Raw genomic sequence first — 25,666 nt, 5'->3', positions numbered from 1 at the left:
CGATGTGGCGGGACCGGCTGACCGAGTTCGCCGACTGCCTGCAACTCGGCATCCTGGTGTGCGTGGCGGCCGTCCCGGTGGTCACCATCGGGCCGTCGCTGGCGGCGGGCTGCCAGGTGGTCCGCCGCTGGCGGGACGGTGACTCGCCGCCGCTGCTGCGCACCTTCGCCGCGGAGTTCCGCCGCCAGGCAGGCGGCGGGATCCCGTTCACCGCCGGGGTGCTCGCGGTGGTGCTGGCGCTGAGCGTGGACCTGGCGCTGCTGGGCCACGGCCTGCCCGGCGCGCGGTTCTTCTCCGTCGCCCTGCCGGTGCTGCTGGCGGTGCTCCTGGTGGTCGCGGTGCGCACCTGCGCCCTGGTCGGCGCCCAGCGGGGCTGGCTGGCCGCGGCGCGTGCGGCGGCCGACTTCAGCCTGAACCCCAAGGGATCCCTGCTGCTGGCCGCCGCGGTGGCCACCGCGGGGGTGCTGGTGTGGCTGCAACCGCTGATGCTGCTGCTGGTCGGCGGGCCGCTGACGCTGGCCGCCGTGGGGACCACCCGATGACGCCCCGGGTGGTGGTCTTCGGCACCGCGGGATACGCCACCACACACCTGCGCCGGGCCAGGGCCATGCACGAGGCGGGCGAGCTCGTGCTGGCCGGCGCCTGCGACGTGCGGGAGCCCGCGCCGGAGGCCAGGGAGCTGCTGCCACCCGGCGCGGTGTTCGCGGCCGAGGCGGCGGAACTGCTCCGGCGCACCACCCCGGACATCGCGGTGGTGGCCACCCCGCCGCACACCCACCTGCCGCTCGCGCTGACCGCGGTGGCGGCAGGCTGCCACCTGCTGGTGGAGAAACCACCCGTGCTGGACCTGGCCGGGTTCGGCGAGTTGACCGCCAGGGCCGAGCGCGCGGGCGTGCGGGTCCAGGTCGGTTTCCAGAGCTTCGGGTCCAGGGCACTGCCCGTGCTGCGCGAGGCGATCGGCGCCGGGGCACTCGGCGAGCTGATCGGCATCGGCACGGCGGGCGCGTGGATCCGCCGTGACGCCTACTACACGCGCAACCCGTGGGCGGGTCGCAGGCGGCTGAACGGGGTGTCCGTTGTGGACGGTGCGCTGACCAACCCGTTCGCGCACGCCGTCGCCACCGCGCTGCTGCTGACCGGCCGGGCCGACCAGCTGCCTGCCGAGATCGAGGTCGAGCTGCACCACGCCCGCCCGATCGAGGCCGATGACACCGCCTGCGCCCGGGTCCTGCTGCCCGGCGGCCCTCCCGTGGTCGCCGCGGCCACCCTGTGCGCGGAGCTGGAGAGCGCGCCCCGCGTGGTGCTGCACGGCAGCAGGGGCACGGCCAGGTGGTGGTACAAGACGGACCTGTTGGAGCTCAACGGCGAACGCGTGCCACTGGGCACGCCGGTCGACCTGTTGCGCGACCTGGTGTGGCACCTCGGCGAGGGCACGCCACTGGCGGCGCCGCTGGAGCAGACCAGGGCCTTCACCGCGTTCGTGCAGGCGGTGCGGGACGCGCCGGAGCCCAAGGCCATCGCGGCGGAGTGGGCCGAGCAGCTGGAGCGCGGGCCGGAGCGGCGCTACGCGGTGCGCGGGATCGGCGAGGCGATCGAGTCCGCGGCCGAGCGGCTGCGGCTGTTCTCGGAGCAGGGGGTGCCATGGGCGGGGTGAACGAGGCGGCGGAGGTGGCCGCGGCGACGGTGAGGGCCGAAGCGGCCGGGGTAATCGAGGTGATCGCGGCCGACACCGCCACGGCCGCCAGCGCGGCGGAAGTCGTGCGGCTCGTCGTCGACGACGGCCTGGTGCGCGTCCGGGCGGGCGCGATCGACCTCGCCGAGTACGTGGTCGTCCCCACCAGCCCCCGCGCCGACTCACCCAAGCCCTATCTGCATCCCCTGCGCACCACCGCCGGCGAAGTGGTAAGCGCTTTCCGTCCGCACGACCACACCTGGCACAACGGCCTCCAGTTCACCGCGGCCAACCTCTCCGGCGAGAACTTCTGGGGCGGCCGCACCTTCGTCCGCGGCCAGGGCTACACCGACCTGGACAACAACGGCTCCATCCAGCACATCCGCTGGCACGAGACCGGCTGCCAGGACGGCCGCGCGGAGCTTGCGCACCGGCTGGAGTGGCTGACCCGGCGTGGCGAGTGCTGGCTGGTGGAGGACCGGTCCATCGAGGTGGACGAGGTCGACCCGCTCGACGGTTCCTGGCTGCTCACCTGGCGGACCCGGTTGCACAACACCAGCGGGCGGCGGCTGCGGTGGGGCAGTCCGGTGACCGAGGGCAGGCCGACCGCGGGCTACGGCGGATTGTTCTGGCGTGGCCCGCGGTCCTTCACCGGTGGTTCCGTGGTCACGGCCACCGGTGTGCACGACGACGAGGCCATGGGCGTGCGGGCGCCGTGGCTGGCCTTCACCGGCAGGCACGACGTGAGCCTGCGGCAGTCCACGGTGGTCTTCGTCGACTGCCCGGCCAACATCCGCTACCCGACGCCCTGGTACGTGCGCACCCAACCGTTCCCGGTGGTCAGCTTCGCCACCACCTTCCACGAACCACTGTTCATCGAACCCGGCGCCACGCTCGCACTGACCCACCACGCGATCGTCGCCGACGGCCACTGGGAACCCGAGCGGATCGAGCGCTACCTCGCGCTGCGGGTGGTTCCCCGCTGGGACAAGGAGAACGCCTGATGCGCAACCGGCTGCTGGCGGTCGTGACCGCCCTGATGCTGTTACCCGTGCCGGCCGTGGCCGGCGATTTCGAACACCTCGGCAGGCAGGTGGCCGGTCCGCGCGACGGCTGGGGCGCGGGCACCACCGGCGGTTCGGCCGCCACCCGGGACCAGGTCGCGTACGTGGACAGCCGGGCCGAACTCGTGGCCGCGCTGGCCGGTGGCCAGAGCAAGATCGTCTACGTCCGCGGCACGATCGACGGCAACACCGACGACGCGGGCCGCTCGATCAGCTGCGAGCAGTACGCCGATCCGGGCTACAGCCTGCCCGCCTACCTCAAGCAGTACGACCCGGCGACCTGGGGCCGGGTCGAACCCTCCGGACCGCTGGAGGAAGCCAGGGCACGCTCCCAGGCCAACCAGGCCCGCCGGGTGGTGGTGCCGGTGGGATCCAACACCACGATCATCGGGCTCGGCGACGACGCCACCCTGCGCGGGCTCACCCTGCGCGTCTCCGGTGCGCACAACGTGATCATCCGCAACCTGCGGTTCGAGGACGCGCACGACTGCTTCCCGCAATGGGATCCGGCCGACGGGCCCACCGGCAACTGGAACTCCGAGTACGACAACCTGGTGCTCGCCGGCGCCACCCGGGTCTGGGTGGACCGCTGCGAGTTCAGCGACGGCGGCAACACCGCCAAGCCCACTTACTTCGGCCGCCGGTACGAGGTGCACGACGGCCTGTTGGACGTGGTCAACGGCGCGGACCTGGTGACCCTGTCGTACAACCACTTCCACGACCACGACAAGTCCCTGCTGATCGGCAACACCGACCGCCCGGCGCAGGATGCCGGCAAGCTGCGGGTCACCTTGCACCACAACCTGTTCGAGAACCTCGGTTCCCGCGCCCCCCGGGTCCGCTACGGACAGGTCCACCTGCACAACAACCTCTACGTCATCCCGGAGTCGGCCAGCTACGAGTACTCCTGGGGCGTCGGCGTGGAGTCCAGGATCTACGCGGAGAACAACTACTTCGAGACCGCCCGCGCGGTGTCCCCGGCCACCTTCGCCAAGTGGTGGAAGGGAACCGCGTTGCACGCCACCGGAACCGTGGCCAACGGGCGGGCGGTCGACGTGGTCGCGGCGCACAACGCCGCCTATGACCCTGATCTGGGCACCGACGTGGGGTGGAGGCCCACCCTCGTCGCCCACCTGGACCCGGTCGGATCCGTCCCCCGCGTGGTGCGGGACAAGGCGGGTGTCGGCCGGAACTGAAAACCCACCAGTACCAAAGGAGGTACTACGGTGTTCCCTGCAACACTCAAGAAACTGTCCACTGTGGCCGCTTCGGCGGTCGCCATGGCCGCCGCGGTCTCGCTCTCCCTGCCCGCGATCGCGTCGGCCGCGCCGTGGCCCAAGCCCACCAGCTCCCAGGCCGTGCCGAAGACGATCAAGGTCAACGGCCCGTTCGACGGTGGTCTCAAGCGGTTCTACGGCACCGGCGAGCTCGGTACCGGCGGCGGCAGCGAGAACCAGGGCGCGATCTTCGAGCTGGCCGACGGGTCGGTGCTGAAGAACGTCGTGCTCGGCAGCCCGGCCGCCGACGGCGTGCACTGCCTCGGCACGTGCACGCTGCAGAACGTGTGGTGGGAGGACGTCGGCGAGGACGCCGCGACCTTCAAGGGCACCTCGGCCAACCAGACGATGACCATCGACGGCGGCGGCGCGCGCAAGGCCTCGGACAAGGTCTTCCAGCACAACGGTCCCGGCACGATGATCATCCGCAACTTCCAGGTCGAGGACTTCGGCAAGCTGTACCGGTCCTGCGGCGACTGCCGGGCGCAGCACAAGCGCTCGGTGGTGCTGGAGAACATCACCGCGGCCGTGCCGGGCAAGGCCCTGGTCGGCATCAACACCAACTACGGTGACACCGCGCGCTTCCGCAACATCACCATCGTCGGTGACAGCAAGAAGAAGATGGCGGTGTGCGAGAAGTACAAGGGTGTGATCAAGGGCGAGGGCTCGTCCAAGAAGATCGGTTCGGGTGCGGACGGCACGCACTGCCTGTACCAGCCCTCGGACATCACCTACAAGTAAAGTCGGCCAGCTGAACCGGAGCGGGCCCGCCGAGGGACGGCGGGCCCGCTCCGGCCTTGTGCGTGGCGGTCAGGCCCGTTCGGGGCCGAGCCGGCTGCGCAGTTCGGCGAGCTCCGCGTGGGTGGCGGTGAGCTCGTCCTGCAGCTCGATGATCCGGGCGGTGGCGGCCAGGCTGTGGCCCTCGTCGAACAGGGTGCGGATGCGGGCGGCGAGGTCGAGCTGGCGGCGGCTGTAGCGGCGGTGCCCGCCGTCGGAGCGGTGCGGGCGCAGCAGGTTGGCGGTGTCCAGGCTGCGCAGGAACGCCTGCTGCACGCCGAGCAGTTGGGCGGCCTGCCCGGTGGTGTACGTGGGGTAGTCGACGTTGTCGAGGTCGCTCGTGGCCACGCCTGGAGATTATCTCCAGCACGTACTTGACACAATCTACAGTGGTGACTATAAGAAAAGTATTCGGTCAGAGACCTGGTGATGGTGAGCTGGGAGTGATCGAGATGCGTGGCGTGAGCACCGGAGGGGCCGGATTCGCCGACCTCGTCTGTGCCGACGAGGTCTGGCTGCACGCGGAGTTCGACGCCATCATCGCCGCCAACTTCGGTGCCACGGCAGGACATCCGCCGGTGCGCCGGTCACCCCCTCCCGCACCGCGGGCCCGCGACCGACCTGGTGAGAAGACCCGGTGGCGCGGTCCGGACGCGCGGTCGTGCCCCGGTGCCCTCGCGCGGCCGGCGCGCCGGGTCACGGCTCGGGAGCGATCTCCTCCGCCGCGCGCGGTGTGGCCGCCGGAGTCAGCGATCGGCCAGCGAAAGGAGGTGGTGCCGGGAGGTGAGACGGAGCCGGCCCGCGAGCCTGCGGTGGCAGCCTCTGCCCCGCTTCGTTCGCCGGCATCCACCCGCGAGGAGGCCGGCCCGGCGTCTCGCGACGTGACCAGGCGAGGTACCCAGCAGCGCTCGCGGCGGTGGCCGTCGATGCCTCTGGTGCCGGTGTGACTCCCCTTTGCTTCCTCTCGACAGCTGAGTCCGTCCTGCCCGCCACGGCGTGCGTTGCCGTGGCGGGCATCGCGTTGACCCGACCGGTGTGGCAGGAGACTGCGAGATGTTGATGTGTACCGACCCGTGCCGCGGCGATGCCCGGGAGACACCGATGCGCGATGTGGCACCCAGGCATGACGGCGCGGCGCGGGTGACCGGCGCACTGGCCGAGGCTCGCCGCCAGCTCACCGAGGCGGAAACCGCCCTGCGCGCCGGGACACCGGATGCGGGCGAGGTGTCAGCCGTGGTGACCGGCGCGCATGAGGTCACCAGCGCGCTGGCCAGTCTGGTCGAGGCGGCGATGGAGCACACGCCCGTCCTCGCCGGCACGCACGGCGCCGAGGTCAGCACCGAAGTCCTCGCCGACCTGCGGGCGGTGCACCGCTGCCTGACCACCGGCACGCTGCTGCTCGCGCCCGCTCTCGACGACCTGCACCTCGGCACGGCCGCGACCGAGGTGCGGCCATGAGCGCCGCCAGCCCACTCGCGACCGCGCTGGAGGAGGCAGGCCGCACCATCGCCGAGGCCACCCACCGCTACCTGGACCCACACCGGGCACCGGGCCCCGCCACCGCGTGCGCGGAGACCTGGCAGCTGATCCACCTGCTCGGCGCGCTCGGCGAACTGGCCACCGCACTGGCGCCCCAGGTCGGCGCCTACCCCCGGCGTCACCTGTTGCACGCCCACGACGGCGCCGATCCCACCCGGCACCTCGCCCACGCCTGCCGCGACCTCACCACCCTGCGCCGCGCCCTGGACGAGGCCAGGCACGCCGCCCAGAACGTCTACACCGCGCTGAGTCACCTGAACACGTTGGCCAGCCTGGACGATCGCGGCACAGGACCAGGTTGCTGATCGTCAGCCCGTTCGCGCCACCAGCTCCAGCGCGGCGGCCACGGCCTCGGACAGGTTGTCGCACACCGGGATGCCCAGCCGCCGGGCATGCCAGATGAGGTACCGGTTGCGCTCCGGACTGGGGCAGGGCGGACAGCCCAGCACCGCGCGCTCCGGCCTGCTGCCCGCGACGAGGCCGTATTCGACGTTGGTGGTGAAGCCGGGCATCGTGCGCACGCAGCGGGGAATCCAGAACAACACCGCGGTCGCCGCCTCGATCATCGCCAGCTCGGCGGCCACCTGGTCCTCGTACCGCTCGGCCCGCACGCCACCCCGCGACTCCGGGGAGAGCACGGCCAACGCTCCGGCGCCGCGCCACTGCGCCGCCAGCTCGGCCACCGCGTCCGGCCGCCAGGACGGCACCCCGGACCCGCGCTCCGGCGTCGGACCGGCCAGGAACACGCTCGACCCGCTCGGGATCTCCTCGCGTGCCATGACCAGGTTGACCTCACCCATGGTGGAGCTCCGGTGCGGCCTGCCGCGGTGTCCACGGCAAGGGCAGGCCGTCGCCGGGTTCGCGCGGAACCACGTGCACGTGCAGGTGGAACTGGGTCTGGGTGGCGTGCGCGCCGCGGCTGGTGATCAGGTTGGCGTGCGGGTGCTCGGCCATCAGCTCGGCGGCACGGGCCATCACCGCCGCGGTGATCACCGGATCCACACCGGCGTCCCGGACGTGCGCCCGGGGGAGCACCAGGAGGTGCCCTTCGGACACGCCCCCGCTGCGGGGCCTGATCGCCAGGGTGTCCGGCCACTCCCGGATGATCAGGGCGCGGGCGCGGCCTTGCGCGATGGCGCAGAAGGAGCAGTCCGCCGGGCGCTGCGCGCCGAAGGAGCCCAGTTCGATGGTGGGCAAGGTTCACCACTCCTTGTGCGGTCCCGGTCGTGGAGATCAAGAATGCCCGGTACGCAGTGGGGTGGGTAGGGATTCGGCTGGGTCACCGCGGCTGGACCGCGTCGTAGACCGGTTTGGCCAGTGCGCGCAGCGGTCCCCGGCACTGCTCGGACTTCGGATCAAGCCGGGTGCCGCCGAGGATCGAGTACTGGAGGAGGAACACGGCGTTGGCGTCCAGGACGGTCAGGTAGCAGCCGTCGCCGTTGCCGGGCCGCTGCCACTTCGCCTGCTCGCCGAACCCCAGGTCCGGGATCACCCCGTCGTCAGCGGGATCGGTGTTCGTGGCGAACCGCTCCCTGGCCAGGTGCCGGCCCCTGCCCACATCGGCCCGGTAGCGGGGATCGTTCGGATCGCTGTGCCAGGAGAACAGTTGCACCGTCACGAACGGCCCGGTGGGCGGAGGGGCGAACTCGCACCGGACATCCCGGTCCGCGCCCGCGGGGACATCACTGCCTTTCAGCAACGGCGGCAGTCCCGGAACTTTTCCGGCGATCTCCTGGCAGCCGGGAAAGACCTCGACATACTTGTCCTGGGCGGCAGCGGCCGAGGGAGTCGTCGAGGCGGTCCAGGTCAGTTCCGGCATCGGCCTGCCGCCACAGGCGGCCGCGCCCAGGCAGAGCACCACCAGGCTCGCGACGGTCGCGCTCACTCCCACTTGATTCCCTGCCACAGTTCTTCTTCCTCATCCTCGGCGGCTGGTTCCGGCCGTCGCCTGGGCCTGCTACCCAACGGCGCGGCGATTGCGGAAACCCTGCGCCCCCGCCTGATCAGCGTCCCCAACGACGGCGAACACGGCCATTACGGCAGCGGCAGCACCTGTGTGGACACCACGGTCAATCGCTACCTTGTCGACAGCATCCCGCCCCGCGACGCGCTCGGAGTGCGCGGGCGTGGACAAGCTCGCTGACACCCAGTGGACGGCACCACCACCCTGTCCCCGTGCCCCGACCCGCAACTCGCCGACCTGGCGAGCACCATCGTGTGGAGACTGGAGATCAGCGGACTCCGCTGACCCTAGCCGCAGGGACGTTCGGTGTTGGCGCCTACGGGCAGCCATAACCTTTCGCGTTCGGTGAACTCGCGGTCGTTGACCTGACACAGGCGCCGGAACCAGGAGTCGGGATCCAGGTCGAGGGTCAGCAGGACGGCGTCCTTCTGTTCGAGGTAGTGCAGTTTGCGGTGCTCGACGATGCCGTTGTCGAAGTTCGTGCGGGTCTCGGCGATCAGTTGCGAGTTTTCCCAGCGCCACGCCTGGATCGAGCCGCTCCCCGTGGTGACGAGCACCGGACCGTCGAACCCGGCCACGCTCCTCGCCTCGGTCTCCAGAGTCGCCACCGCCTCCGCCCGGTCGAGGTCCCAGATGCCGAGGGCTTTCCTGAGGTCGTTGCGTGCCAACACCTTCGTGCCAGTGGGATCCACTACGGCGAAGCCGTTGGTCCGCACGGGCAGTTCGCGGATCCGCCGCCGCTGCCCGAGATCCCACACCTCTATCGCGGTGTGGGTTTGGAGCACGACCTGGCCAGGATGCTGGGGCCGGAGCTCGATCAGAGCCTGGGTGGCGTACCGACGCAGGTCGGCGTCGTTCCCGGCCAGTGGCAGTGGATCGCCTATCCGTTCGCCGGAGTCGAGGTTCCAGCGGGTCAGCTGACCGCCGTGGGACACCACCGCCTCGGAGTTGGACAGCACGGCCACGGTGGTTGATGTGGATGGTGTCGCGGGCACCGGTGGCTTCGGCAGGGCGATGCTCCGCTGCAGGGCGAGGTCACCGCCGTCCAGGACGTGTAGTGCCGTGCCGTCGGAGGACAGGACCCGGCTGCCATCCGGTGTGAACCTGGTGGGAGAGGGGCTCTTCTCGGTGATCGGGCGAGTGCCCCGTACCGCGCCGGTGCTCGCGTCGAAAGAAGTCAGCTCCCACCCCTTTGGCACTGTGATCGCGCGGATGTAGGACTGGGCTCCAGGGCGGATCGCCAGGTCGGTCGCTATCGGACTGGCGGTGATCGGCGCGGGCGGCTGAGATGGTCGGGGCACGGCGATGCGGGCCGCGATGTCCCGGTCAACAGCGAGCAGCCGCGCCGCGCCGCTGGTCTCCTTGTGCGCGACGAAGGTGGGACCGGTGAGGCCGCTGACCAGCATTGGCGCGCGCACCGTGCTGAGCTGCCCGCTGCGCCAGTGGAACAGATCGTTTCGCGTGGCGGCTGGCAGCGCACTGTCCGTCGCGATGCTGGACTTGGCGATGCGCAGGAACTCACCGGAGGCGTCCGGGATGAGCTGTAGGTCCTTGCAGTTCGGCATCGCGCCGGAGTTGTGCCGCTCGCCCGATGCGGTGTCCACGATCCGGACTGTCCCGGCTTCACAGGTCGCCAGGGCCGCACCGTTGCCGAGTACGACACTGGGCGGATAGGTCCGGATCGCCGCGCCGGTTCGTACATCGCGGAGCACCACGCGGGTGATGTCGTAGCGGCCCTCGGAGGTGAGGACCGCTACCCCTCCTTCCATGGGCAGCAGGTCGTTGACCTCGGAAGGACGGAACTGGTCGCCGGGCAGGGCCTGGCGGGTGCGGAGGTCGTAGCGGAAGAGGGTTTGTGGATCGTGCCGGAAGCCGTTCAGCACGGTGACGGTGGTGTTGTCAGAGCTGATCCGGACGCTGCTGGTGGTGTGCGGTGTGGCGGGCCGCAGTGGCAGCGGTCCGGTTCTCTCGGCGATGTTCCAGACGTTCAGCGCGCCATCGTGTGTCATCACGACCAGCAGCCGCCCGTCCGGGCTGACCCGGTGCTCGGTCACCGGCCCCGTCCGCACGACCCACGGACGTCCGGGATCGCCCTCCGGCCACACCACGACCTGGTCCTTGCCTGCGGAGTTGACCACCGCGACCACGCGGCCATCCGCGCTGGCCCGCGGCTTGTCCGGGGCGAACCCTGGCCTGGGCGGGTAGACCTTCTCGACGTGCTGCCACGGCAGGAACTGCTCCAGCAGCGCGCCGTAGGCCTCGTCATTGCCCGGCCTCGTGCGCCACGCTGCCTGGGCGGCCTGCAACGCGGTCATCGGGTCGCTCTTGGCCACCCGCCGGGCCAGTTGCGCCAACAGGGTCGCGTTGGCGTCGTCGAGGCGGTGCGCCAGTTCGCTGCCCCGGCGCTGCACCACCACCGCCAGCAGTCCGGCGACCAAGGCCGCGGTCACTGCCACCGCCGTGATGACCCGCAACCGCCGGATTCCCCGCCGCTGGTAGGTGCGGCTGGTCGCGATGTACTCCCGTTCCACCGCAGCCAACCGTTCCGGCGTCTCTGTCAACCACTGCTCGGCGGTCGCCAGCGGGGCGCCGCGCAGCAGGCTGCCCGGGTCGCGGCCGTCCTGCCACTGGGCCAGGGTGACGCGGAGTTGTTCCTGCCAGGTGCGGAACTCGGCGGCGGCCAGTAGCCAGGTGTGCAGGCGTTGCCAGGCGTGCACCAGGGTTTCGTGGGCCAGGGCAACGACTTCCGGCTGGTCGACGTCCTGGCGGATGACCACCAGGCGGGCGGCGGCGAGCTCGGCGGCGAGGGCTTGCTGGGGTTCGGTGAGCTGGTCGAAGCGGGCCGGGGACAGGCGGAAACCGCCGTCCGGGGCGGGACGGGCCAGCTGGGTGAGCAGGCCTTCGGTCAGGGCACGCGACTCTGGTGAGAGGCGTTGGGTGTAGACCTCTTCGGCGTAACCGGCGAGCGCGCCCGCAACGCCGCCCAGCTCGTCGTAGGCCTGGTGGGTCAGCGCGCCGCTTTCCCACAGGCGGGTCAGGGTGAACTCCACCAGCGGGAGTTGTCCTGGCGCGTCGGCGGCGTCGGTGCTGATCCGCTCGGCCAGGCCCGGTTCGAACGACGCGCCCGCGGTCTCGGCCGGCTTGGTGATCACGGCGTGCAGCTGCTCCGGCGTCATCGGGCGCACGTGCACGGTCGCCTCCTCCAGCGCCTGGGTGAGGCCGGGGGAGCGGAGCTGGTCGAGCTGCGCCGAGCGCACCGTGTAGACCGCGCGCAACGCGGGCGCGCCGCCGGGACGCGACGGGGCCGCGCGGACGAAGCGGGTGATCAGGTCGAACAGCTCGGTGGCGGCAGCCGGGTCGGTGGCGGCCAGCTCCTCGAACTGGTCGACGCACAGCACCAGGTCCCCGGCCTCGGCGGTGATCGACCCGGCCAGCACCGCGGGGTCGGACTCGGCGAGGCGGTCCTCCCAGTCCGGGCCGAGCACCGGTTTCATCGCCGCGGCCAGCAGTTGCCGGGCCGGCACGCCCGCGATCGGGCGGAACACCGCCAGCGCGGCGCCCTCCGCGCGCAGCCTCGGCCACAGCCCGGCCCGCACCAGGGAGGACTTGCCAGAGCCGGACGGTCCCGCGACCAGCACCGTGTCGCGGTGGGCGGTCAGCTGTGCCAGGCGGTCCAGCTCGCGGTCGCGGCCGTGGAAGATCCCGGCGTCCTGTTCCCGGAAGGGTTGCAGGCCGCGGTAGGGGCACTCGCCCAGCGGCCGCGGCTCGGCGACTGCCGGGGAGGCGGGGGCCGTGGCGGCGACCGCGGGCACCAGGCCGGTCAGCTCGTCGAGCAGGCGGGCGATGTCATGGTCGTCGTTGCGGTGGTGCAGCCGCAGGTACTGGCAGCGCGCCAGCCTGGAGATGGCCGCCGGAAGGTCCTCTTCGGACAGTCGGCCGCGCCCGTCGAGGAACACCGGGATGACCCGGATGTCGCGCTTGAAGGACTCGGCGATCTCCCGGTGCACCCAGTCCTCGGGGTCCTGCACGCGTGGACGGCCGTCCGGCCCGGTGATCGTGGCCCACCGGTGGCCGATGACGGCCAGCAGCACATCGCTGCGCAGCAGGCCCTCGACGATGCTCTCGGCGAAGTCCTCGCCCAGCCGGATGGAGCGGCTGGCGAAGAACACGTTGTCCGCGCCGAAGCGGGTGGTCAGCTCGCGGGCGATCAGCGTGGCGGCCCAGTCACCGTCACCGGTGCGGTAGTTGATGAAAATGCCACCCATGTGGCTCCCCCAGAAGGCGTGCGCGAAGTGACGGTCAGGGCAGCGGGGCCTGCAGCGCCGCGGCCAGCCGGGGCTGGAGCTCGCGCACCGGCGGGTGGGTGTGCCAGCGGGCCAGGGTACGGCTGATCCGGCGCAGGTCCTGGCGGATCGTCGCGGAGTCCACCAGCGCCGCCTCGTCGAGCACACCGGCGGTGAGCGCGCAGGCGTGCTCGACCTCGCCTGCCGCGGCGTGCGCGAGCGCCCGGCGTGCGCCGAAGCGGGCCCTGGGGCGGTGCGAACCGGCCGGGATGGCGGTCAGCGCGCGGTCGAGCACCTCGGCGGCCTCGGCCGGACGGCCCAGGTCGTGCAGGCACCAGCCGGTGATGACCTCGGTGAAGTCGGTGACCGAGGCCGGGCCGAGGCTGAGCCCGTCGGTGTCATCGGCGCCGGCCAGCAGCGGCCTGCCCCGGTCCAGCGCGCGGCGGCAGTCGTCGTAGGCCCCCGCGAGCGCGTGCCCCTGCGCCTCCCGCAGCGCGGCCAGCCCGTGGATGCGGGGCGAGGCGTCCGCGTTGGCCTGGGCTTGCCGGGCGAGGTCGATGGTGCGCACCGCGTCGTCGCGGTAGAGCGTGACCAGGGCCTGCCGGATCAGGCCGTTGGCGGCGAGGTCGGCGCCGCCGAGGTGGCCGGCCAGCTTCATCGAGGCGCGGGTCCACCACATGGCCAGCCGGTCGTCCCCGGCTTCCTGCGCCATCCAGCCCGCGTACTCGGCGAAGCGCGCGGCCAGCAGCGTCAGCCGTTTGCCCGTCTCGCCAGGGGTGGCGCGGGCCAGCTCGCGCAGGGTGTGCGTCTGCGTGATCACCGAGGGCAGCACCGTGGACGGCCCCGCGACCATGCCCAGGCGCCGGTACTGGACGAACATCGCCTCGAACACCGCGACCGTGGACTCCCGCTGCGCCACCACCTCGGGCAGCCGCGCGCCGAGCAGCGCCGCCGCGCCGGTGGTCATCGCCTCCCGCCGGGACACCGGGGCGAACCAGCTGTCCCCGCCAGGTCCAAGACTCATCAGCCACACCTCCCCGTCCCCGTCCACCGGCACCGCGTCCTCCGCCGGTTTTGACCCGGCCAGCGCGGCCAGCTCCCCGTCGGCCTGGAACACGGCGTCACACCGCCGGGCCAGGTCCGCCCCCGGCGGCTTGTGCCCGGTCTCGACCCGGCTGAGATGCCCCTTGCTGTAGTGCACCTGCCGGGCCAGATCGGTGAGCGAGAGGCCCGCGGCCAGCCTGCGGCCGCGCAGCTCCGCCCCGAACATCTTCGACATCTCCGGCACAGTTCCCCCTGCGTTCGCCGTTGTCTTCCCCGGTGACGACGGACAACCCCTCCCCACACCCCTGGTTGCCCGGCAGTGTCGGTGTTGCCCGACAGATTAGAGGGGAAATGGGCCGCATTCCGGTGAACAACCCGATCGGCTCATTCGCGAAATCAGGAAGGTAAATGCACATGAACTCGACGATGACCCGGCTAACCCGCACCGCCCTGTCCGCATTGGCCGTGGCCGGTCTGGGGGTTGGCCTGCTCGCCGCCCCGGCTGTGGCCTCTCCCGAGGCCGGCACCGCCGTGCGGGCTGGCACGGAGCAGCAGCGCGCAAACTGCTTCGTGCGCTTCAACCAGACCACGGTTCGGTGGGGTCCTGGGGACGCCCACCGCTTTGTCACGCTGGTCAATGCCGGTCAAGGACTGGTCTACAAGGGTTGGTCGCGCGCTACCGCACCCGTGAGCAACGAGCTCTGGTACAAGGGCGACCTCTGGGGCGGCTGGAGCAATGTGTGGATCAAAGCCGACAAGCTCGTGTGCGACTGACGAGCCAGGGGGAGCGATGGGGAAGACGATCACCGGCGTCCTGCTGGCCGCCGCCGCGGTGGTCACCTGCGCCGCCACGCCGGCCCAGGCCGCGCCGAGCTACTGGTGCACAGTCAAGGCCGACAACGTGAACTACCGGGCCGGTCCAGGGCCGATCTGGATCTCACTCGGCCAGGCGAACCGGGGCCAGCGGCTGACGCTCACGCCGCCGGTCACTGCCCGCGGCACCGACGGGCAGAACTGGCGGCACGGGGACCTGTGGGGCGGGCTGCGGAACGTGTGGATCCGCGCGGACTTCCTCACCTGCTGACCTAGGACCGGTGTCCCGTCGGCTGGCCCCGGAAGCCCCGGCGGGACACCTGCCCCTGCCTGCGAATGAGGAGCGCTGCCTGACGTCGCGGGTACGGGCAGCACTGGGACCGCGCCCCTGGAGATTTGGGGGCGGGGGCGCGGTCCCGGGTAAGGAAGGACGACCATGCCAGTCACCGAATGCGGCCGCACCCGGCTGCCGCTCACCGAGGAACGCAGACGCCTGATCGCACCGCTGGTGGACCAGCTCGACGCGGTGCTGGCAACGTTGCGGGACCTCCAGCTCGGGGAGACCGAGCCCGACACCGCCGGCTCAGGGGAGACACCGTGCACGCCTATGAGCTGACCCTCGCCGAGGCATCGGCGGCCATCGCGGGCGGGGAGCTGTCCCCGGTGGCGTTGCTGGAGTCCGTGCTGGCGCGCACCGAGCAGGTCGAGGGCAGGATCAACGCCTTCGCCACCCGGACCGCGGAGCAGGCCCGGCACGCCGCCCGGCAGGCCGAACAGGACCTCGCCCAGGGCAGGCACCTGGGGCCGCTGCACGGCATCCCGGTGGGGGTGAAGGACATCATCGACACCGCCGGGGTGCCGACCACCTCCGGCTCGCGGGTGCGCGCCGGCCGGGTGCCCGAACACGACGCCACCGTGGTGCGACGGCTTTCCTGGGCCGGGGCGGTGCTGGTCGGCAAGACGCACACCGATGAGTTCGCCTACGGCGTCACCACTCCGCAGACGAACAACCCCTGGCTGTCCGGACACAGCCCCGGTGGCTCCAGCGGCGGGTCCGCGGCCGCGGTCGCGACGGGCATGGCCACCTTCGCTCTGGGCACCGACACCGCGGGCTCCACCCGCATCCCGGCGGCGTTGAGCGGGGTGACCGGGCTGAAACCGACCGCGGGGCTGCTGCCCCGCTACGGGATCACGCCGCTGTCCTGGTCGCTTGACCACGTCGGCGTGCTGACCAGGACCGCGGCGGACGCGGCGCTGGTGCTGGGCATGCTCGCCGGGCACGACCAGCGCGACACGGCCTCCCTGGCCGCACCGGGGGAGGACTACGGCCGTCTGCTCGGCCAGGACCTGCACCGGCTGCGCATCGGGGTGCCGGAGAACCACTACTTCGACCGGGCGCGACCGGAGGTGGAGCACGCGGTGCGCACCGCGATCGGCGCGCTGGCGGAGCTGGGCGCCACGGTGGTGCCGGTGCGCGCGCCCATGGCGGAGCTGGTGCTGCCGGTGCTGTGGGGGCTGATGGTGCCGGAGGCCAGCGCCTACCACGATGAGACCGTGCGCCAGGTGCCGGACCGGTACGGCGAGGGGGTTCGCCGGATGCTGGAGGCCGGTTCGTTCGCCCTGGCCACGGACTACCTGCGGGCCCAACGGGTCCGGACGTTGATGCGGGCGGCCTGGCTGGAGCTGTTCACCCAGGTCGACCTGGTGGCCACACCAACGGTGCCGGCCACCGCCGTCCGCACCGGGACGGACGCGATCGACTGGCCGGACGGGACCACGGAGCCGGTCAGCTCCGCCTACACCAGGCTGACGGCGGCGGCGAACCTGGCGGGGTTGCCCGCGGTGTCGGTGCCGGTCGGGCTGGACGGCTTCGGGTTGCCGATCGGGTTGCAGCTCATCGGCCCGCCGCTGGGGGAGCCGGTGTTGTTGCAGGTGGCTGACGGCTACCAGCGGGCGCGGGCGGGCTGGTGCGCCTTGGCGGCGTTGTCCTGAGTGCCCGCCCGGCCGGAGCGAGCGAACTTGACCTTGCTGCTCCGAATTAGTGACACCGCAGACAGCCCTTGACTTTGTTGTGACGGCAACGATAGAAATAGTTGCTTCCTTGAAGAAGAAATGCGGCATAATGGGGGTACGGGGAGCAGGCTAGGCGGAGCGCACCATTGCGTCCGCTGTGTGAACCATGAAATCTGATCAGCGCGCCCCCGTCATTGTTCGCCACTTCCCAGGCGCCTAGATGGCGCGTCCTGTGGGAAGTGAACGTTTGATTGTCGCTACGAGTGCCATTCCGTGGCGAATAACGGATGTTTTGTCCTAGGGGGATAGAGTGTCATTAGTCAGCGTGCCGCTGTCCGCGGTCACCATGTCCGCGGCCGTTGCGCTCGCGTTACTGACCGCTCCGACTTCCGTTGCTTTCACCAGCGATGCGAGCACGACCGCGGCGCATCCGCCCACCCGGGGCACGAAGGCGCCCCCGTGGCTGAGGAACGTGAACAGCGGGCAGTGCATCGCCATCCCGAACGGAAGTCCCGCGGACGGGCTCGGCGCGATCCAGTATCCCTGTGACCAGGCGGGAACCGACAAGTACTGGTTCTTCGATCCGGCCCCGGACGGGTACACGATGCTGCGCAACGAGCTCACGAACAAGTGTCTGGCGATCGCGCAGGGCAATCCGGCCGACGGGGTTCCGGTCATCCAGTTCGAGTGCCACGAGGAGTGGACTGACCAGCACTGGAAGTCCAATGCCGTCAGCGAGGACACCTTCGAGATGCGCAACCGGGTCACCGGCAAGTGCGTCACCGTTCGCGATGGCAGTGTCGGTGACGGCGCGCCGGTGGTCCAGCAGGGTTGCCTCGGCCAGACCTATCAGCACTGGTTCCAGTAGCCCCGCGTTGCTGGTCTCGGGGTTGTCCGATAGGAGCGTGAAGCTGTCCGACTGACGGCGGCGTGCCATGTGGTGCTCGGGCGAGGATCTTCTCAGCAACCACGACAGAGGAGACGCCACATGTTGATCGCCACCGTAGACTTCAGCACCGCGCCCGCCGACCGGGCCGCCGCGCTCGCCCACTTCGACGCCGAACAGGAGCGGGTGCGGGCCATGCCGGGCAACCGCGACTTCCGGATCTTCGCCTCGCGGGAGGACGAAGGGCAGATCACCGTGCTGCACGAGTGGGTGGATGAGGAGTCCTTCCGTGGCTACCTGGCCTCGGAGTCCTTCGCCAGCTTCGGCGCGGTGGTCCGGCCGCTGACCGTGGGGGCGCCGGTGAGCAGGCGGTTCCTGGCCGAGCCGGTCGAGATCGGATGACGGCCAAGGCGTACAGCTTCGTGCGGGAGGTCGAGGCGGGGCCCGAACGGGAACTGCGCACCGATCGGCACTACCTGCTGTACGCCTCGGCCGGGGCCTTGCGGCTGACCGCGGAAGGCCAGGTGTGGCTGCTGCCGCCGGCCAGGGCCGCGCTGGTGGCGGCGGGGCGGCCCATCCAGGTGAGCATTCCGCGGCCGGTCCGGACGGCCTCGGTGCTCTTCGACACCGGGTTCGCCCCGCCCCCGCCCGCGCCGCTGACCGTGTTCGACCTCAACCCACTGGCCCGGTGCCTGGTGGCCGAGTGCGGCGCGTGGGGCGATCCCGGCCAGGTGCTCTCGCCCTACGCGGAGACCATGTTCGCCGCGCTGGCTGCGGTGACCTGGCGGCTGGCCGAGCAGCCGAGTCCGGTCACCATCCCGGCCGGGCGTTCGCCGGAGCTGCGGCTGGCGTTGCGGCTGACCGAGGCGCGGCTGGCCGAGGAGGTGCGCTTCGAGGAGGTGGCGGCGCAGGTCGGGCTGGCGCCTCGGTCGCTGGCCCGTCGCTTCGCCGAGGAGACCGGGACGACCTGGCGGGCGGTGCTGCGGCGGATGCGGCTGGCGCGCGCGATCGAGGAGCTGGTGGCCGGTGACGACCCGGTGACCGAGGTGGCGTTCCGGGTCGGCTACGCGTCCCTGTCGGCGTTCAACGCGGCCTTCCTGGAGCTGACCGGTCGCACCCCGACGGAGTACCGGGTCAGCTGCCGGGGCTGAGGTACGTTGGTCTGATGCCCACTGGAAGGGACCCACCATGTCCAAGCCGCTTGACGACGCCACGTTGGCTGCCGTGCTGCTCCGTCCCCTGCAACCGGCCCAGGTGACGCTGGCCGAGTACGACCCGGACTGGCCGCGGCGTTATGAACGACGGGCTGGCGAACTCCGGGAAGCGTTGGGGGACAGGCTGCTTTCCGTTGACCACATCGGCTCGACCTCGGTGCCGGGACTGGCCGCCAAGCCGGTCGTGGACATCATGGTCAGCGTCGCCGACCCCGAGGACGAAGCCGCCTACCTGGCCGAGCTGACCGCGCTGGGCTACCGGCTGAGCGCGCGCGAACCCGGGCACCGGTGCCTGCGCGGGTTCGACCCGGAGGAGCCGGTGAACCTGCACGTCTACGCGCCAGGGCACGTGGAGCTGGCGCGGTGCCTCGCCTTCCGCGACCGGCTGCGCGCGAGCGCGGCCGACCGGGAGCGCTACGAGGCGGTCAAGCGTGAGCTGGCCCAGCGGGAGTGGCGCGACATGAACTACTACGCCGAGGCCAAGCGCCCGGTGATCTTCGAGGTGCTGGCCGCGGCGGGCTGGCAGGAGCCCGCGGAGTCCTAGACCGGGTCTGGCCAAGCTCGCATGGCGCAGTCCACGACCTGCTCCAGTTCGCTGCACGAGGCGCCATCCCGCGCCTGCTGGCTCATGCCTTGGATGATGGACGCGTAGAAGGTCGCGAGACCTGCCGCGTCCGTCTCCGGGGGCAGGCGTCGCGCCTCGACGTCCTGGCGGATGCGGGCCGCGATGGCCGCCTTCGCCGCCTCGCGCATCGCGCGGAGCTCCAGCTCCACCTCGTGCGAGTCGGGCCCGCAGTTGGTCGCCGCGGTGACGATCATGCAGCCCGGCGGGTGGCGGGCGTCGGTGTAGTCCGTCGCCAGCTGGCGGAGCATGTCCTGGATCGCCGTGCGCGCGTCCGGGGCCTCTGGGGACAGCACTCGGCCGTGGGTGCGCTGGTACAGCCGCACCGCTTCCTCGAACAGCCGCCGCTTGTCGCCGAAGGCCGCGTACAGGCTGGGTGGGTTGATGCCCATGGCCTTGGTCAGCGCGGCCACCGAGGTCGCCTCGTACCCGTGCGACCAGAACTCGCGCAGCGCCGTGGCCAGGGCCTTGTCGCGGTCGAAGGCGCGGCGGGACCGCGTGGCGGAGGGGCGGTTCTGGGTCACAGGGACATGGTAGCCGGACTGTAGCGATCGCTAAAGATCCGTGCTACGGTCTGCGTCGTTCCCAGTTGTAGCGATCGCTAAAGGACTCCTTCATGACCACAGCGACCTCGTACGCGCGCACTGTCCGCGGCTCCGGCCCCGGCCTGCTCCTCGCCCATGGCGCCAGCGGAGGCATCGAGGCCAACTACGGGCCGATCCTGGACGGGCTCGCCGCCCGGCACACCGTTGTCGGCGTCGACTACCCCGGTTCCGGAGCCACGCCGGCCACGCAGCACCCGCTGGAGCTGGACGAACTGGCGGACCAGCTGGTCGCGGCGGCGGACGCGGAAGGGCTGGACACCTTCGCCGTCTCCGGGTTCTCGCTGGGAGGCCCGGTCGCCATCCGGGTGGCCGCGCGCCATCCGGAACGCGTCACCGCTGTTGTCCTGAGCGCCACGTTCGCCCACCTCGACACCCGCACCGAGCTGGCCATCGACATCTGGCACGAGCTCATGGCGACCGGGCAGCACCACCTGGTGGCCAAGTACGCGACCCTGCTGGCCCTGGGCGCGCCCGCGCTGAACTCCCTCACCCTCGAGCAGGCCCGCGCCGTCGCCGGCCAGACCGCCCAGGGCATCTCCGGCGGCATGCTCGCCCAGATCGACCTGGTCGGCCGCGCCGACGTGCGCGCGGACCTCGCCGCGATCACCGTGCCGACGCTCGTGATCGTCACCGTGGACGACGACCTCGTCCCGGTCGCGCTCCAGCGCCAGCTGGCGGCCGGCATCCCGGGCGCGCGGACCGAGGAGATCGCCACCGGGCACCTGCCTTTTGCCGAGCAGCCCGGGCAATGGCTGAAGCTGATCACCGACTTCCTCGGCCGCGCGGCCCGGTGAACGCGGGCTACCGCCGACCGCTGCCGATCAACGTCGTGGCGTCGAGCTCGGTCACGCCCTCGGCGCGCAGCGAGGCCAGGTAGCGCTCGCGGACGTCTTCCACGAGCTCGGGAGACAGCTTCCCCAGCGCACCGCGGAAGCCCGAGCCCAGGATCACCAGCCAGGCCACCTCGGGAGTCATCGTCAGGTGCTTCTCGTGGGTGGTGACCTCGACCTCGCGCAGGCCGCGCTCGGTCAGCCAGGCCGCGAAGCTGTCGGCCTGGTTGACGCGGTCGATCAGGTGCGGCGGGCGTGGCGCCGGGGGTTCGGTGTTCGTGGCCCCGGCGATGGCGCGGCCGAGATGGCGACCGGCGGCGGCCATGGCATCGCCGCGCCAGATGGTGAAGGCCACCCGGCCGCCGGGACGCGCTCGGCTGATCAGGTGGTCGGTGCCGGCGGTCATGTCCGGGAAGAAGAAGATGCCCAGGGCGCACTGGACCACGTCGTAGTCCGCGGTGGCCCAGGTGGTCACGTCCGCCTGGTGGGGGTGCAGCTGCGGCAGGCCGGTGGCCAGCCTGCCGAGCTCGGCGAGCAGGGGACCGGAGACGTCGATGGCGTCGACGAGGCCCTCCGGTCCGACCGCCCGTGCGGCGGGAATGGCGGAAGCGCCGGTGCCGCAACACGCGTCAAGCACACGTTCGCCGGGGGCCGGTGCGGCGACGGCGACCATGGCGGCGCCGATGGGGTCCCACAGGTGCCGGCCGAGGGCGGTGAAGTCCGCGCCGGCGGCGTCGAAGGCGGCACGGAAGTTGTTCTGCCGGGTGTCAGCCATGAGGTAATGATCCGTTTCTGGCCAGTGCGGTCCCCGCCGAGGTGGCGGGGACCGCGGTCAGCTGGTTAGGCGGGCACGCCGGTGAGCTCGTTCGGCACGGCAGGCAGCGCGCCGGTGACGGTCTTCGCGCCCGAGGCGAGGTCGACCGCGTGGATCTCCTTCTTGCCGGGGTCGGTGACGTAGGCGGTGCCGCCCCTGACGAAGATGGTCGGGCGCGGCTGCTGCCACTCCAGCGGCTCCTGCCAGGTCCCGAGCACCGGGATCTTGCGGGTCACCGTGCCGGCCACCTGGTCGATCACGTGGATCTGGCCGTCGGTGCCCAGCACCAGGCCCTCGCCCTGCGGGCCGCGGGCCAGCGAGCGGAAGGAGTAGCTCGCGCCGAGGTCGACGTGCCGGAGCGTGGCCTTCTCGGTGTCGATCAGCGACACCCTGGTCGGGCGCTCCAGCTCGGCGTCCTTGTCCACCTTGTAGTCGCCCAGGGTGATCGGCGAGTTCTCCGCGCCTGCCTGGTTGCCGATGCGCCCGTACGGGTCGGGGCTGCTGACCTTGGTGATGGCGCCGTCGCGGTAGATCAGCACGCCGGTCTGGCAGCCGATCACCACCGCCTCACCGCGTGCGGCCGCCTCGCCGTGCACGCCGGGGCACTGCTCGTTGCGGGCGATCTCCTTGCCGTCCTTGTCCAGCACCACGATCCCGGGACGCGCGTCCTCGTTGCCGATGGTGGTGACCAGCTCGCCGTTGGCCAGCTGGACCGCGACGCCGTGGTGCGCCTGCGGGGTCCGGTGCTTCGGTGCGGGGATCTTGCCGGCGCCCAGTGCGGCGGGCTCGACCACGGTGACCTCGCCGGTGCCGTCGGCGAAGAGCACGGTCTTGCCCGCGTGCCGCACCACGTGGCCCGGCTTGGCCGCCTTGACCTCGATGTCGGTCAGCACCGCGCGCTTGGCGTCGAGCACCCGGAAGCCGCTGGCGGTGGAGACCAGCACGTGCCGGTCGTCCCCGGCGGGGTTGAGCCGGTTGAAGCCCTCCAGCTTGATGTCCTTGGCCACCTTGAGGGTCTTGCCGTCGAGCAGCTGGATCCCGCCGTCGTAGGTGACCGCGATCGGATCGGTCACCGCGGCCTCGGGCTGCGCCGCGGCGTTGGTCTGCGGCGGCGCGGCGGGCTCGGCGCCGCAGGCCGACAGGGCGAGCGCGGCCACCGCGGTGAGCGCGGCGCCCCGGGCGGTCGATCGCCGGGGGAGAAGCGGTGTTGCCATGTTCCTTGCACCTTTCGTCAGGTCCATCTGTTCTGCCGTCTCCGGTGGTCAGGGCCGCGTCAGGCTGGTCGCGATCGCCTCGGTGTTGGCGCGCATCATGTCCAGGTAGGTCGGCGCGCCCTGGCCCGGTTCGGTGAGCGACTCGGTGAACAGCGGCGTCACCGCCACGTGCAGCCCGGCCTGCTCGGCCAGCACCCGGGCGAGCCGGTCCGGCTGGGAGGAGTCGGCGAAGATCGCGGGCACGCCTGCCGCGCGGACGGCGTCGGCCAGTGCCTTGAGGTCGGCGGCGCTGGGTGAGGCGAGCGTGGTGCCGCCGGGGATGACCGCGCCGATGATCTGGAAGTCGAACCGCTGTGCGAGGTAGCCGAAGACGTGGTGGTTGGTCACGAGTTTCCGGCGCTGCGGCGGGATCTCGGCGAACCGGCGGCTCATCGTCGTCTCCACCGCGCCGATCTCCTCGCGGAGGCGGTTGGCGTTGGCGCGCACCACTTTCTCGTCCACCCCGCGCACGTGCGCGATGACCTGGTCGGCGATCACCGTCACCGCCTCGCGCACCCGGCCGGGGTCGGTCCAGAAGTGCGGATCGGGCTGCCCGGCGTTCTCGCCGCCGGAGTAGCTGATCGGGTTGACCCGCTCGCCCACCGGCAGGGTGGCCACTCCGCTGCGTTCGGCCGCCTGCACCGCGCGCAGCACGCCCTCCTCCAGGCCGAGTCCGTTGTGCACGACCAGTCCCGCGCGCTCCAGCTGGGCCGCCTGCTGGGCGGAGATGCCGAAGGAGTGCGGGTCGGCGTTCGGTTTCATCAGCACCGTCACCCCGGCCTGGTCGCCCACCACGGTGCGGGTGAGGTCGCCGAGGATGTTCGTGGTCACCACCACCGAGGAGCGGTCACCGCCCGAGCTCGCGCAGCCGGTGAGCAGCAGCACCGTCGCGAGGGCCGCGGAGAGCAGGGCGCGGCTCATCGGCCCGTCTCCACGATGTGGCTGGCCTTGCCGCTGACGGTCAGCGTCCTGGCGCGGCGCAGGTTGTCGTTGTAGTCGATCTCGTACACCTCTCCCGAGCTCGGGTTGTTGACGTAGGCGCGGGTGGTGTCGACCTGGATGCCCGGGGTGGCCAGGGCGGTCGCCTCCGGCGGCATCAGCTGGGTGCGCGCCTGCTCCGCGCCGGTGGCGGCGTCGAAGGCGCGCAGCACCCCGTCCTTGGTCAGTGCCAGCACCGGAGCGCCCTCGCCGACGGCGTTCACCGCGGCCAGTGGACCGGTTTCCAGGTGCCGCCAGGTCCGCCGGGCGGCGTCGAGCACCCACACGGCGCGCTCCCCGGCCGGGGCGGCGAGGGTGGCGCTGCCCGGCCGGTGGGTGAACCGGGTGGCGCGTTCGGCCGGGCCGACCTGGCGCGGGTACGGGATCTTCTCGCCGGTGAACGTGCCGTCCTTCTCGGTCACCAGCAGCGCCCCGTCCGCGCAGCCGAAGACGACCCCGCGCCGGGTGACCGCCTGCCCCTGGAGCTCCGGGCAGGGGGTGGCGATCTCGGCGACCGGCTTGCCCTGCCGGTCGTGCACCCGGACACCGCGCGCGTGCTGCTGCCCCGGCTCGGCCACCGAGGCCAGCACGCGCTCGCGGTAGGGCACCGCGGTGCCCGGGTGCGCGGGGCGGACGATCTTGCCCAGCTCGGCCACGGAGCCCTTGTCCAGCTTCGCCCGGTCGAGCAGAGTCGTTGTGCCGTCGGGGAAGGACACCGCCGAGACCACCGGATCGCTGACCGCGGCCAGCGGCTCCTTGCCCGGTAGCGCGCCGACCTCGCGGGCCGGGGCGCGGTAGTAGTGCACGTGGTCGCCGTGGTCGACCATCCAGGAACCGCTGTCGACCACCCGCACCGACTCGTCCCGGCCGCTCAGGTAACCGAACCGGCCGTCGCCGAGGACGCCGCGCACCCCGTCCACCCGCCCGGCGGGCACGACCTTCTCGGTGATCAGGTCGAGCACGTGCACCGCGCCGGTGTCCGCGTCGGCCACGACCAGCCTGGACTGCGCCTCGGCGGTCTCCTCAGCGCCTTCGACGTAGCCGTGCGGCACGTCCCCGGCGGGCTCGTTGCTCTCCGGCCGCGCGCCGCAGGCTGCCAGCAGCAGGGCGGCGACGGCGAGCAAGCCTGCGCTGCGGCAGGTCCTCAGTGTCATGGTGAACGCTCGATCTCGGTTGGGGGACAACGGATGTGCGGGCTCAGCCGCGGGCGGGCCGGAGCGCGGAGAACCCGGCGGAGAGGAAGAACAGCAGGACCGCGCTGACCGCGATGCTCGCCCCGGCCGCGGTGCCGCCGTGCCAGGAGACGAGCAGGCCGATGAGGGTGGCCAGGCTGCCCAGCAGCGCGGCCAGCAGCATGATCGTGCTGATCCGCCGAGCCCAGAACGTCGCGGCCGCCGCGGGTGCGATGAGCAGGCCGAAGACCAGCAGCGTGCCGACCACCCGGAAGGAGGCGACGATGGTCAGCGTCACCAGCGCCAGCAGCAGCGCGTTCGCCAGCCCCGGACGCAGGCCCAGGGTGCGCGCCTTGCGGGCGTCGAAGGTGAGCGCGACGAAGGACCGGTGCCCCAGCGCGGCCACCACCGCCACCAGCGCCAGCGCCGCGACCAGGCCCGCCAGGTCACCCGCGCCGACGGCGAGCACGTCGCCGAAGAGGAACCCGGTGAGGTCGACCGCGAAGGACCGGGAGTGCGAGACGATGATCACCCCGGTGGCCAGCATGCCCACGAACAGCAGCCCGATGCCGGTGTCCTGGGACAGCCGCCGGGAGCGGCCCAGCGCGGTGAGCCCCAGCGCCATCACCCCGGCGCTGAGCAGGGCCCCGATCACCAGGTTCACCCCGGCCAGCGAGGCGAGTGCGATCCCCGGCAGCATCCCGTGCGAGAGCGCGTCGCCGATGAAGGCCATACCGCGCAGCACCACCCAGGTGCCAACGATTGCGCAGGCCACCGAGACGAGTACCCCGGCCACCAGCGCCCGCTGCACGAAGGACACCTCGAAGGGGATGAGCAACCAGTCCAC

Annotated in this window: 28 protein-coding genes; 16 read left to right on the top strand and 12 right to left on the bottom strand. The window is 71.8% G+C overall.

The genetic code is table 11. From position 1 onward, the window contains the following. Positions 1–2: 2 nt before the first annotated feature. Genes M8C13_RS02335 through M8C13_RS02315 form a run of 5 tightly spaced genes read left to right on the top strand, consistent with a single transcriptional unit; the run spans position 3 to position 4,754 of the window. Positions 3–542, top strand: coding sequence for a YesL family protein (locus M8C13_RS02335; protein ID WP_252478894.1), 540 nt, complete (start codon positions 3–5; stop codon positions 540–542). Beyond that, positions 539–1,654 carry a Gfo/Idh/MocA family protein gene (locus M8C13_RS02330; protein WP_252478733.1) on the top strand — a complete coding sequence of 372 codons (1,116 nt, stop codon included), beginning with the start codon at positions 539–541 and terminating at the stop codon, positions 1,652–1,654. The genes M8C13_RS02335 and M8C13_RS02330 overlap by 4 nt, the downstream gene beginning before the upstream one ends. Beyond that, on the top strand, positions 1,642–2,676 hold the full coding sequence (locus tag M8C13_RS02325) for a PmoA family protein (protein WP_252478732.1): 1,035 nt from the start codon (positions 1,642–1,644) through the stop codon (positions 2,674–2,676). The genes M8C13_RS02330 and M8C13_RS02325 overlap by 13 nt, the downstream gene beginning before the upstream one ends. After that, on the top strand, positions 2,676–3,932 hold the full coding sequence (locus tag M8C13_RS02320) for a polysaccharide lyase family 1 protein (RefSeq protein ID WP_252478731.1): 1,257 nt from the start codon (positions 2,676–2,678) through the stop codon (positions 3,930–3,932). Before M8C13_RS02325 ends, M8C13_RS02320 begins: the two co-directional genes overlap by 1 nt. 30 nt (positions 3,933–3,962) lie before the next feature. Further along, complete coding sequence (locus M8C13_RS02315; RefSeq protein ID WP_252478730.1) at positions 3,963–4,754, top strand: pectate lyase; 792 nt, start codon at positions 3,963–3,965, stop codon at positions 4,752–4,754. Positions 4,755–4,823: 69 nt separating this feature from the next. Here the strand turns inward: M8C13_RS02315 and M8C13_RS02310 are convergent, their stop codons facing one another. Continuing rightward, entirely contained in the window at positions 4,824–5,138 is a 315-nt protein-coding gene (locus M8C13_RS02310) for a MerR family transcriptional regulator (protein WP_252478729.1), read from the bottom strand. A 753-nt stretch (positions 5,139–5,891) separates the two neighbouring features. Here M8C13_RS02310 and M8C13_RS02305 point away from each other — a divergent pair. Together M8C13_RS02305 and M8C13_RS02300 are read left to right on the top strand one after the other, a co-directional pair. After that, the gene (locus M8C13_RS02305) at positions 5,892–6,248 is read left to right on the top strand and encodes a hypothetical protein (RefSeq protein WP_252478728.1); all 357 of its coding nucleotides are present in this window, start codon (positions 5,892–5,894) and stop codon (positions 6,246–6,248) included. Further along, entirely contained in the window at positions 6,245–6,634 is a 390-nt protein-coding gene (locus M8C13_RS02300; RefSeq protein WP_252478727.1) for a hypothetical protein, read from the top strand. The genes M8C13_RS02305 and M8C13_RS02300 overlap by 4 nt, the downstream gene beginning before the upstream one ends. A gap of 3 nt (positions 6,635–6,637) precedes the next feature. On the opposite strand, the gene M8C13_RS02295 is transcribed toward M8C13_RS02300, so the two are convergent. From M8C13_RS02295 to M8C13_RS02275, 5 genes are all read right to left on the bottom strand, one after another. Continuing rightward, positions 6,638–7,129 carry a nucleoside 2-deoxyribosyltransferase domain-containing protein gene (locus tag M8C13_RS02295; RefSeq protein ID WP_252478726.1) on the bottom strand — a complete coding sequence of 164 codons (492 nt, stop codon included), beginning with the start codon at positions 7,127–7,129 and terminating at the stop codon, positions 6,638–6,640. Beyond that, a complete protein-coding gene (locus M8C13_RS02290) occupies positions 7,122–7,526 on the bottom strand; it encodes an HIT family protein (RefSeq protein WP_252478725.1) in 405 nt (134 codons plus the stop codon). The genes M8C13_RS02295 and M8C13_RS02290 overlap by 8 nt, the downstream gene beginning before the upstream one ends. Before the next feature lie 82 nt (positions 7,527–7,608). Then, complete coding sequence (locus M8C13_RS02285) at positions 7,609–8,214, bottom strand: hypothetical protein (protein ID WP_252478724.1); 606 nt, start codon at positions 8,212–8,214, stop codon at positions 7,609–7,611. Positions 8,215–8,579: 365 nt separating this feature from the next. Next, entirely contained in the window at positions 8,580–12,557 is a 3,978-nt protein-coding gene (locus tag M8C13_RS02280) for a TIR domain-containing protein (RefSeq protein ID WP_252478723.1), read from the bottom strand. Positions 12,558–12,591: 34 nt separating this feature from the next. Continuing rightward, positions 12,592–13,854: a helix-turn-helix transcriptional regulator gene (locus M8C13_RS02275; RefSeq protein WP_252478722.1), complete on the bottom strand. Its 1,263-nt coding sequence runs from the start codon at positions 13,852–13,854 to the stop codon at positions 12,592–12,594. Positions 13,855–14,033: 179 nt separating this feature from the next. Here M8C13_RS02275 and M8C13_RS02270 point away from each other — a divergent pair, with 179 nt between their 5' ends. From M8C13_RS02270 to M8C13_RS02235, 8 genes are all read left to right on the top strand, one after another. Beyond that, entirely contained in the window at positions 14,034–14,393 is a 360-nt protein-coding gene (locus M8C13_RS02270; protein ID WP_252478721.1) for a hypothetical protein, read from the top strand. A 16-nt stretch (positions 14,394–14,409) separates the two neighbouring features. Beyond that, the gene (locus M8C13_RS02265) at positions 14,410–14,703 is read left to right on the top strand and encodes a hypothetical protein (protein ID WP_252478720.1); all 294 of its coding nucleotides are present in this window, start codon (positions 14,410–14,412) and stop codon (positions 14,701–14,703) included. A gap of 165 nt (positions 14,704–14,868) precedes the next feature. Next, positions 14,869–15,048 (top strand): hypothetical protein, encoded by a 180-nt coding sequence (locus M8C13_RS02260; protein WP_252478719.1) that lies wholly within the window; start codon positions 14,869–14,871, stop codon positions 15,046–15,048. Then, the gene (locus M8C13_RS02255; RefSeq protein ID WP_252478718.1) at positions 15,030–16,424 is read left to right on the top strand and encodes an amidase; all 1,395 of its coding nucleotides are present in this window, start codon (positions 15,030–15,032) and stop codon (positions 16,422–16,424) included. The genes M8C13_RS02260 and M8C13_RS02255 overlap by 19 nt, the downstream gene beginning before the upstream one ends. Before the next feature lie 346 nt (positions 16,425–16,770). Continuing rightward, entirely contained in the window at positions 16,771–17,313 is a 543-nt protein-coding gene (locus M8C13_RS02250; RefSeq protein WP_252478717.1) for an RICIN domain-containing protein, read from the top strand. Between the two features lie 120 nt (positions 17,314–17,433). Then, positions 17,434–17,733, top strand: coding sequence for a putative quinol monooxygenase (locus M8C13_RS02245; protein WP_252478716.1), 300 nt, complete (start codon positions 17,434–17,436; stop codon positions 17,731–17,733). After that, positions 17,730–18,482: an AraC family transcriptional regulator gene (locus tag M8C13_RS02240; protein ID WP_252478715.1), complete on the top strand. Its 753-nt coding sequence runs from the start codon at positions 17,730–17,732 to the stop codon at positions 18,480–18,482. The genes M8C13_RS02245 and M8C13_RS02240 overlap by 4 nt, the downstream gene beginning before the upstream one ends. Before the next feature lie 37 nt (positions 18,483–18,519). Continuing rightward, positions 18,520–19,089, top strand: a complete 570-nt coding sequence (locus M8C13_RS02235; RefSeq protein ID WP_252478714.1) for a GrpB family protein — start codon at positions 18,520–18,522, stop codon at positions 19,087–19,089. Here the strand turns inward: M8C13_RS02235 and M8C13_RS02230 are convergent. Then, entirely contained in the window at positions 19,086–19,691 is a 606-nt protein-coding gene (locus M8C13_RS02230) for a TetR/AcrR family transcriptional regulator (RefSeq protein WP_252478713.1), read from the bottom strand. The two genes, M8C13_RS02235 and M8C13_RS02230, sit on opposite strands and share 4 nt — an antisense overlap. A gap of 92 nt (positions 19,692–19,783) precedes the next feature. Between M8C13_RS02230 and M8C13_RS02225 the strand changes: the two genes are divergently transcribed. Beyond that, on the top strand, positions 19,784–20,566 hold the full coding sequence (locus M8C13_RS02225) for an alpha/beta fold hydrolase (RefSeq protein WP_252478712.1): 783 nt from the start codon (positions 19,784–19,786) through the stop codon (positions 20,564–20,566). Positions 20,567–20,573: 7 nt separating this feature from the next. Here the strand turns inward: M8C13_RS02225 and M8C13_RS02220 are convergent, their stop codons facing one another. The 5 genes from M8C13_RS02220 to aztB form a co-directional block, all read right to left on the bottom strand. After that, positions 20,574–21,377: a class I SAM-dependent methyltransferase gene (locus M8C13_RS02220; protein WP_252478711.1), complete on the bottom strand. Its 804-nt coding sequence runs from the start codon at positions 21,375–21,377 to the stop codon at positions 20,574–20,576. A gap of 65 nt (positions 21,378–21,442) precedes the next feature. Further along, positions 21,443–22,630 carry a zinc metallochaperone AztD gene (aztD, locus tag M8C13_RS02215; protein ID WP_252478710.1) on the bottom strand — a complete coding sequence of 396 codons (1,188 nt, stop codon included), beginning with the start codon at positions 22,628–22,630 and terminating at the stop codon, positions 21,443–21,445. A gap of 48 nt (positions 22,631–22,678) precedes the next feature. Further along, the gene (gene aztC, locus M8C13_RS02210) at positions 22,679–23,590 is read right to left on the bottom strand and encodes a zinc ABC transporter substrate-binding protein AztC (protein WP_252478709.1); all 912 of its coding nucleotides are present in this window, start codon (positions 23,588–23,590) and stop codon (positions 22,679–22,681) included. Then, the gene (locus tag M8C13_RS02205; RefSeq protein ID WP_252478708.1) at positions 23,587–24,801 is read right to left on the bottom strand and encodes a hypothetical protein; all 1,215 of its coding nucleotides are present in this window, start codon (positions 24,799–24,801) and stop codon (positions 23,587–23,589) included. Before M8C13_RS02205 ends, aztC begins: the two co-directional genes overlap by 4 nt. A 43-nt stretch (positions 24,802–24,844) precedes the next feature. Next, positions 24,845–25,666: a zinc ABC transporter permease AztB gene (gene aztB, locus M8C13_RS02200; protein WP_252478707.1), complete on the bottom strand. Its 822-nt coding sequence runs from the start codon at positions 25,664–25,666 to the stop codon at positions 24,845–24,847.

This window comes from Crossiella sp. SN42, assembly GCF_023897065.1.
In the GTDB taxonomy this organism is placed as follows: Bacteria; Actinomycetota; Actinomycetes; order Mycobacteriales; family Pseudonocardiaceae; genus Crossiella.
The sequence above is the reverse complement of the archived record's forward strand: the minus strand, read 5'-3'. Positions and strand labels throughout refer to the sequence as shown.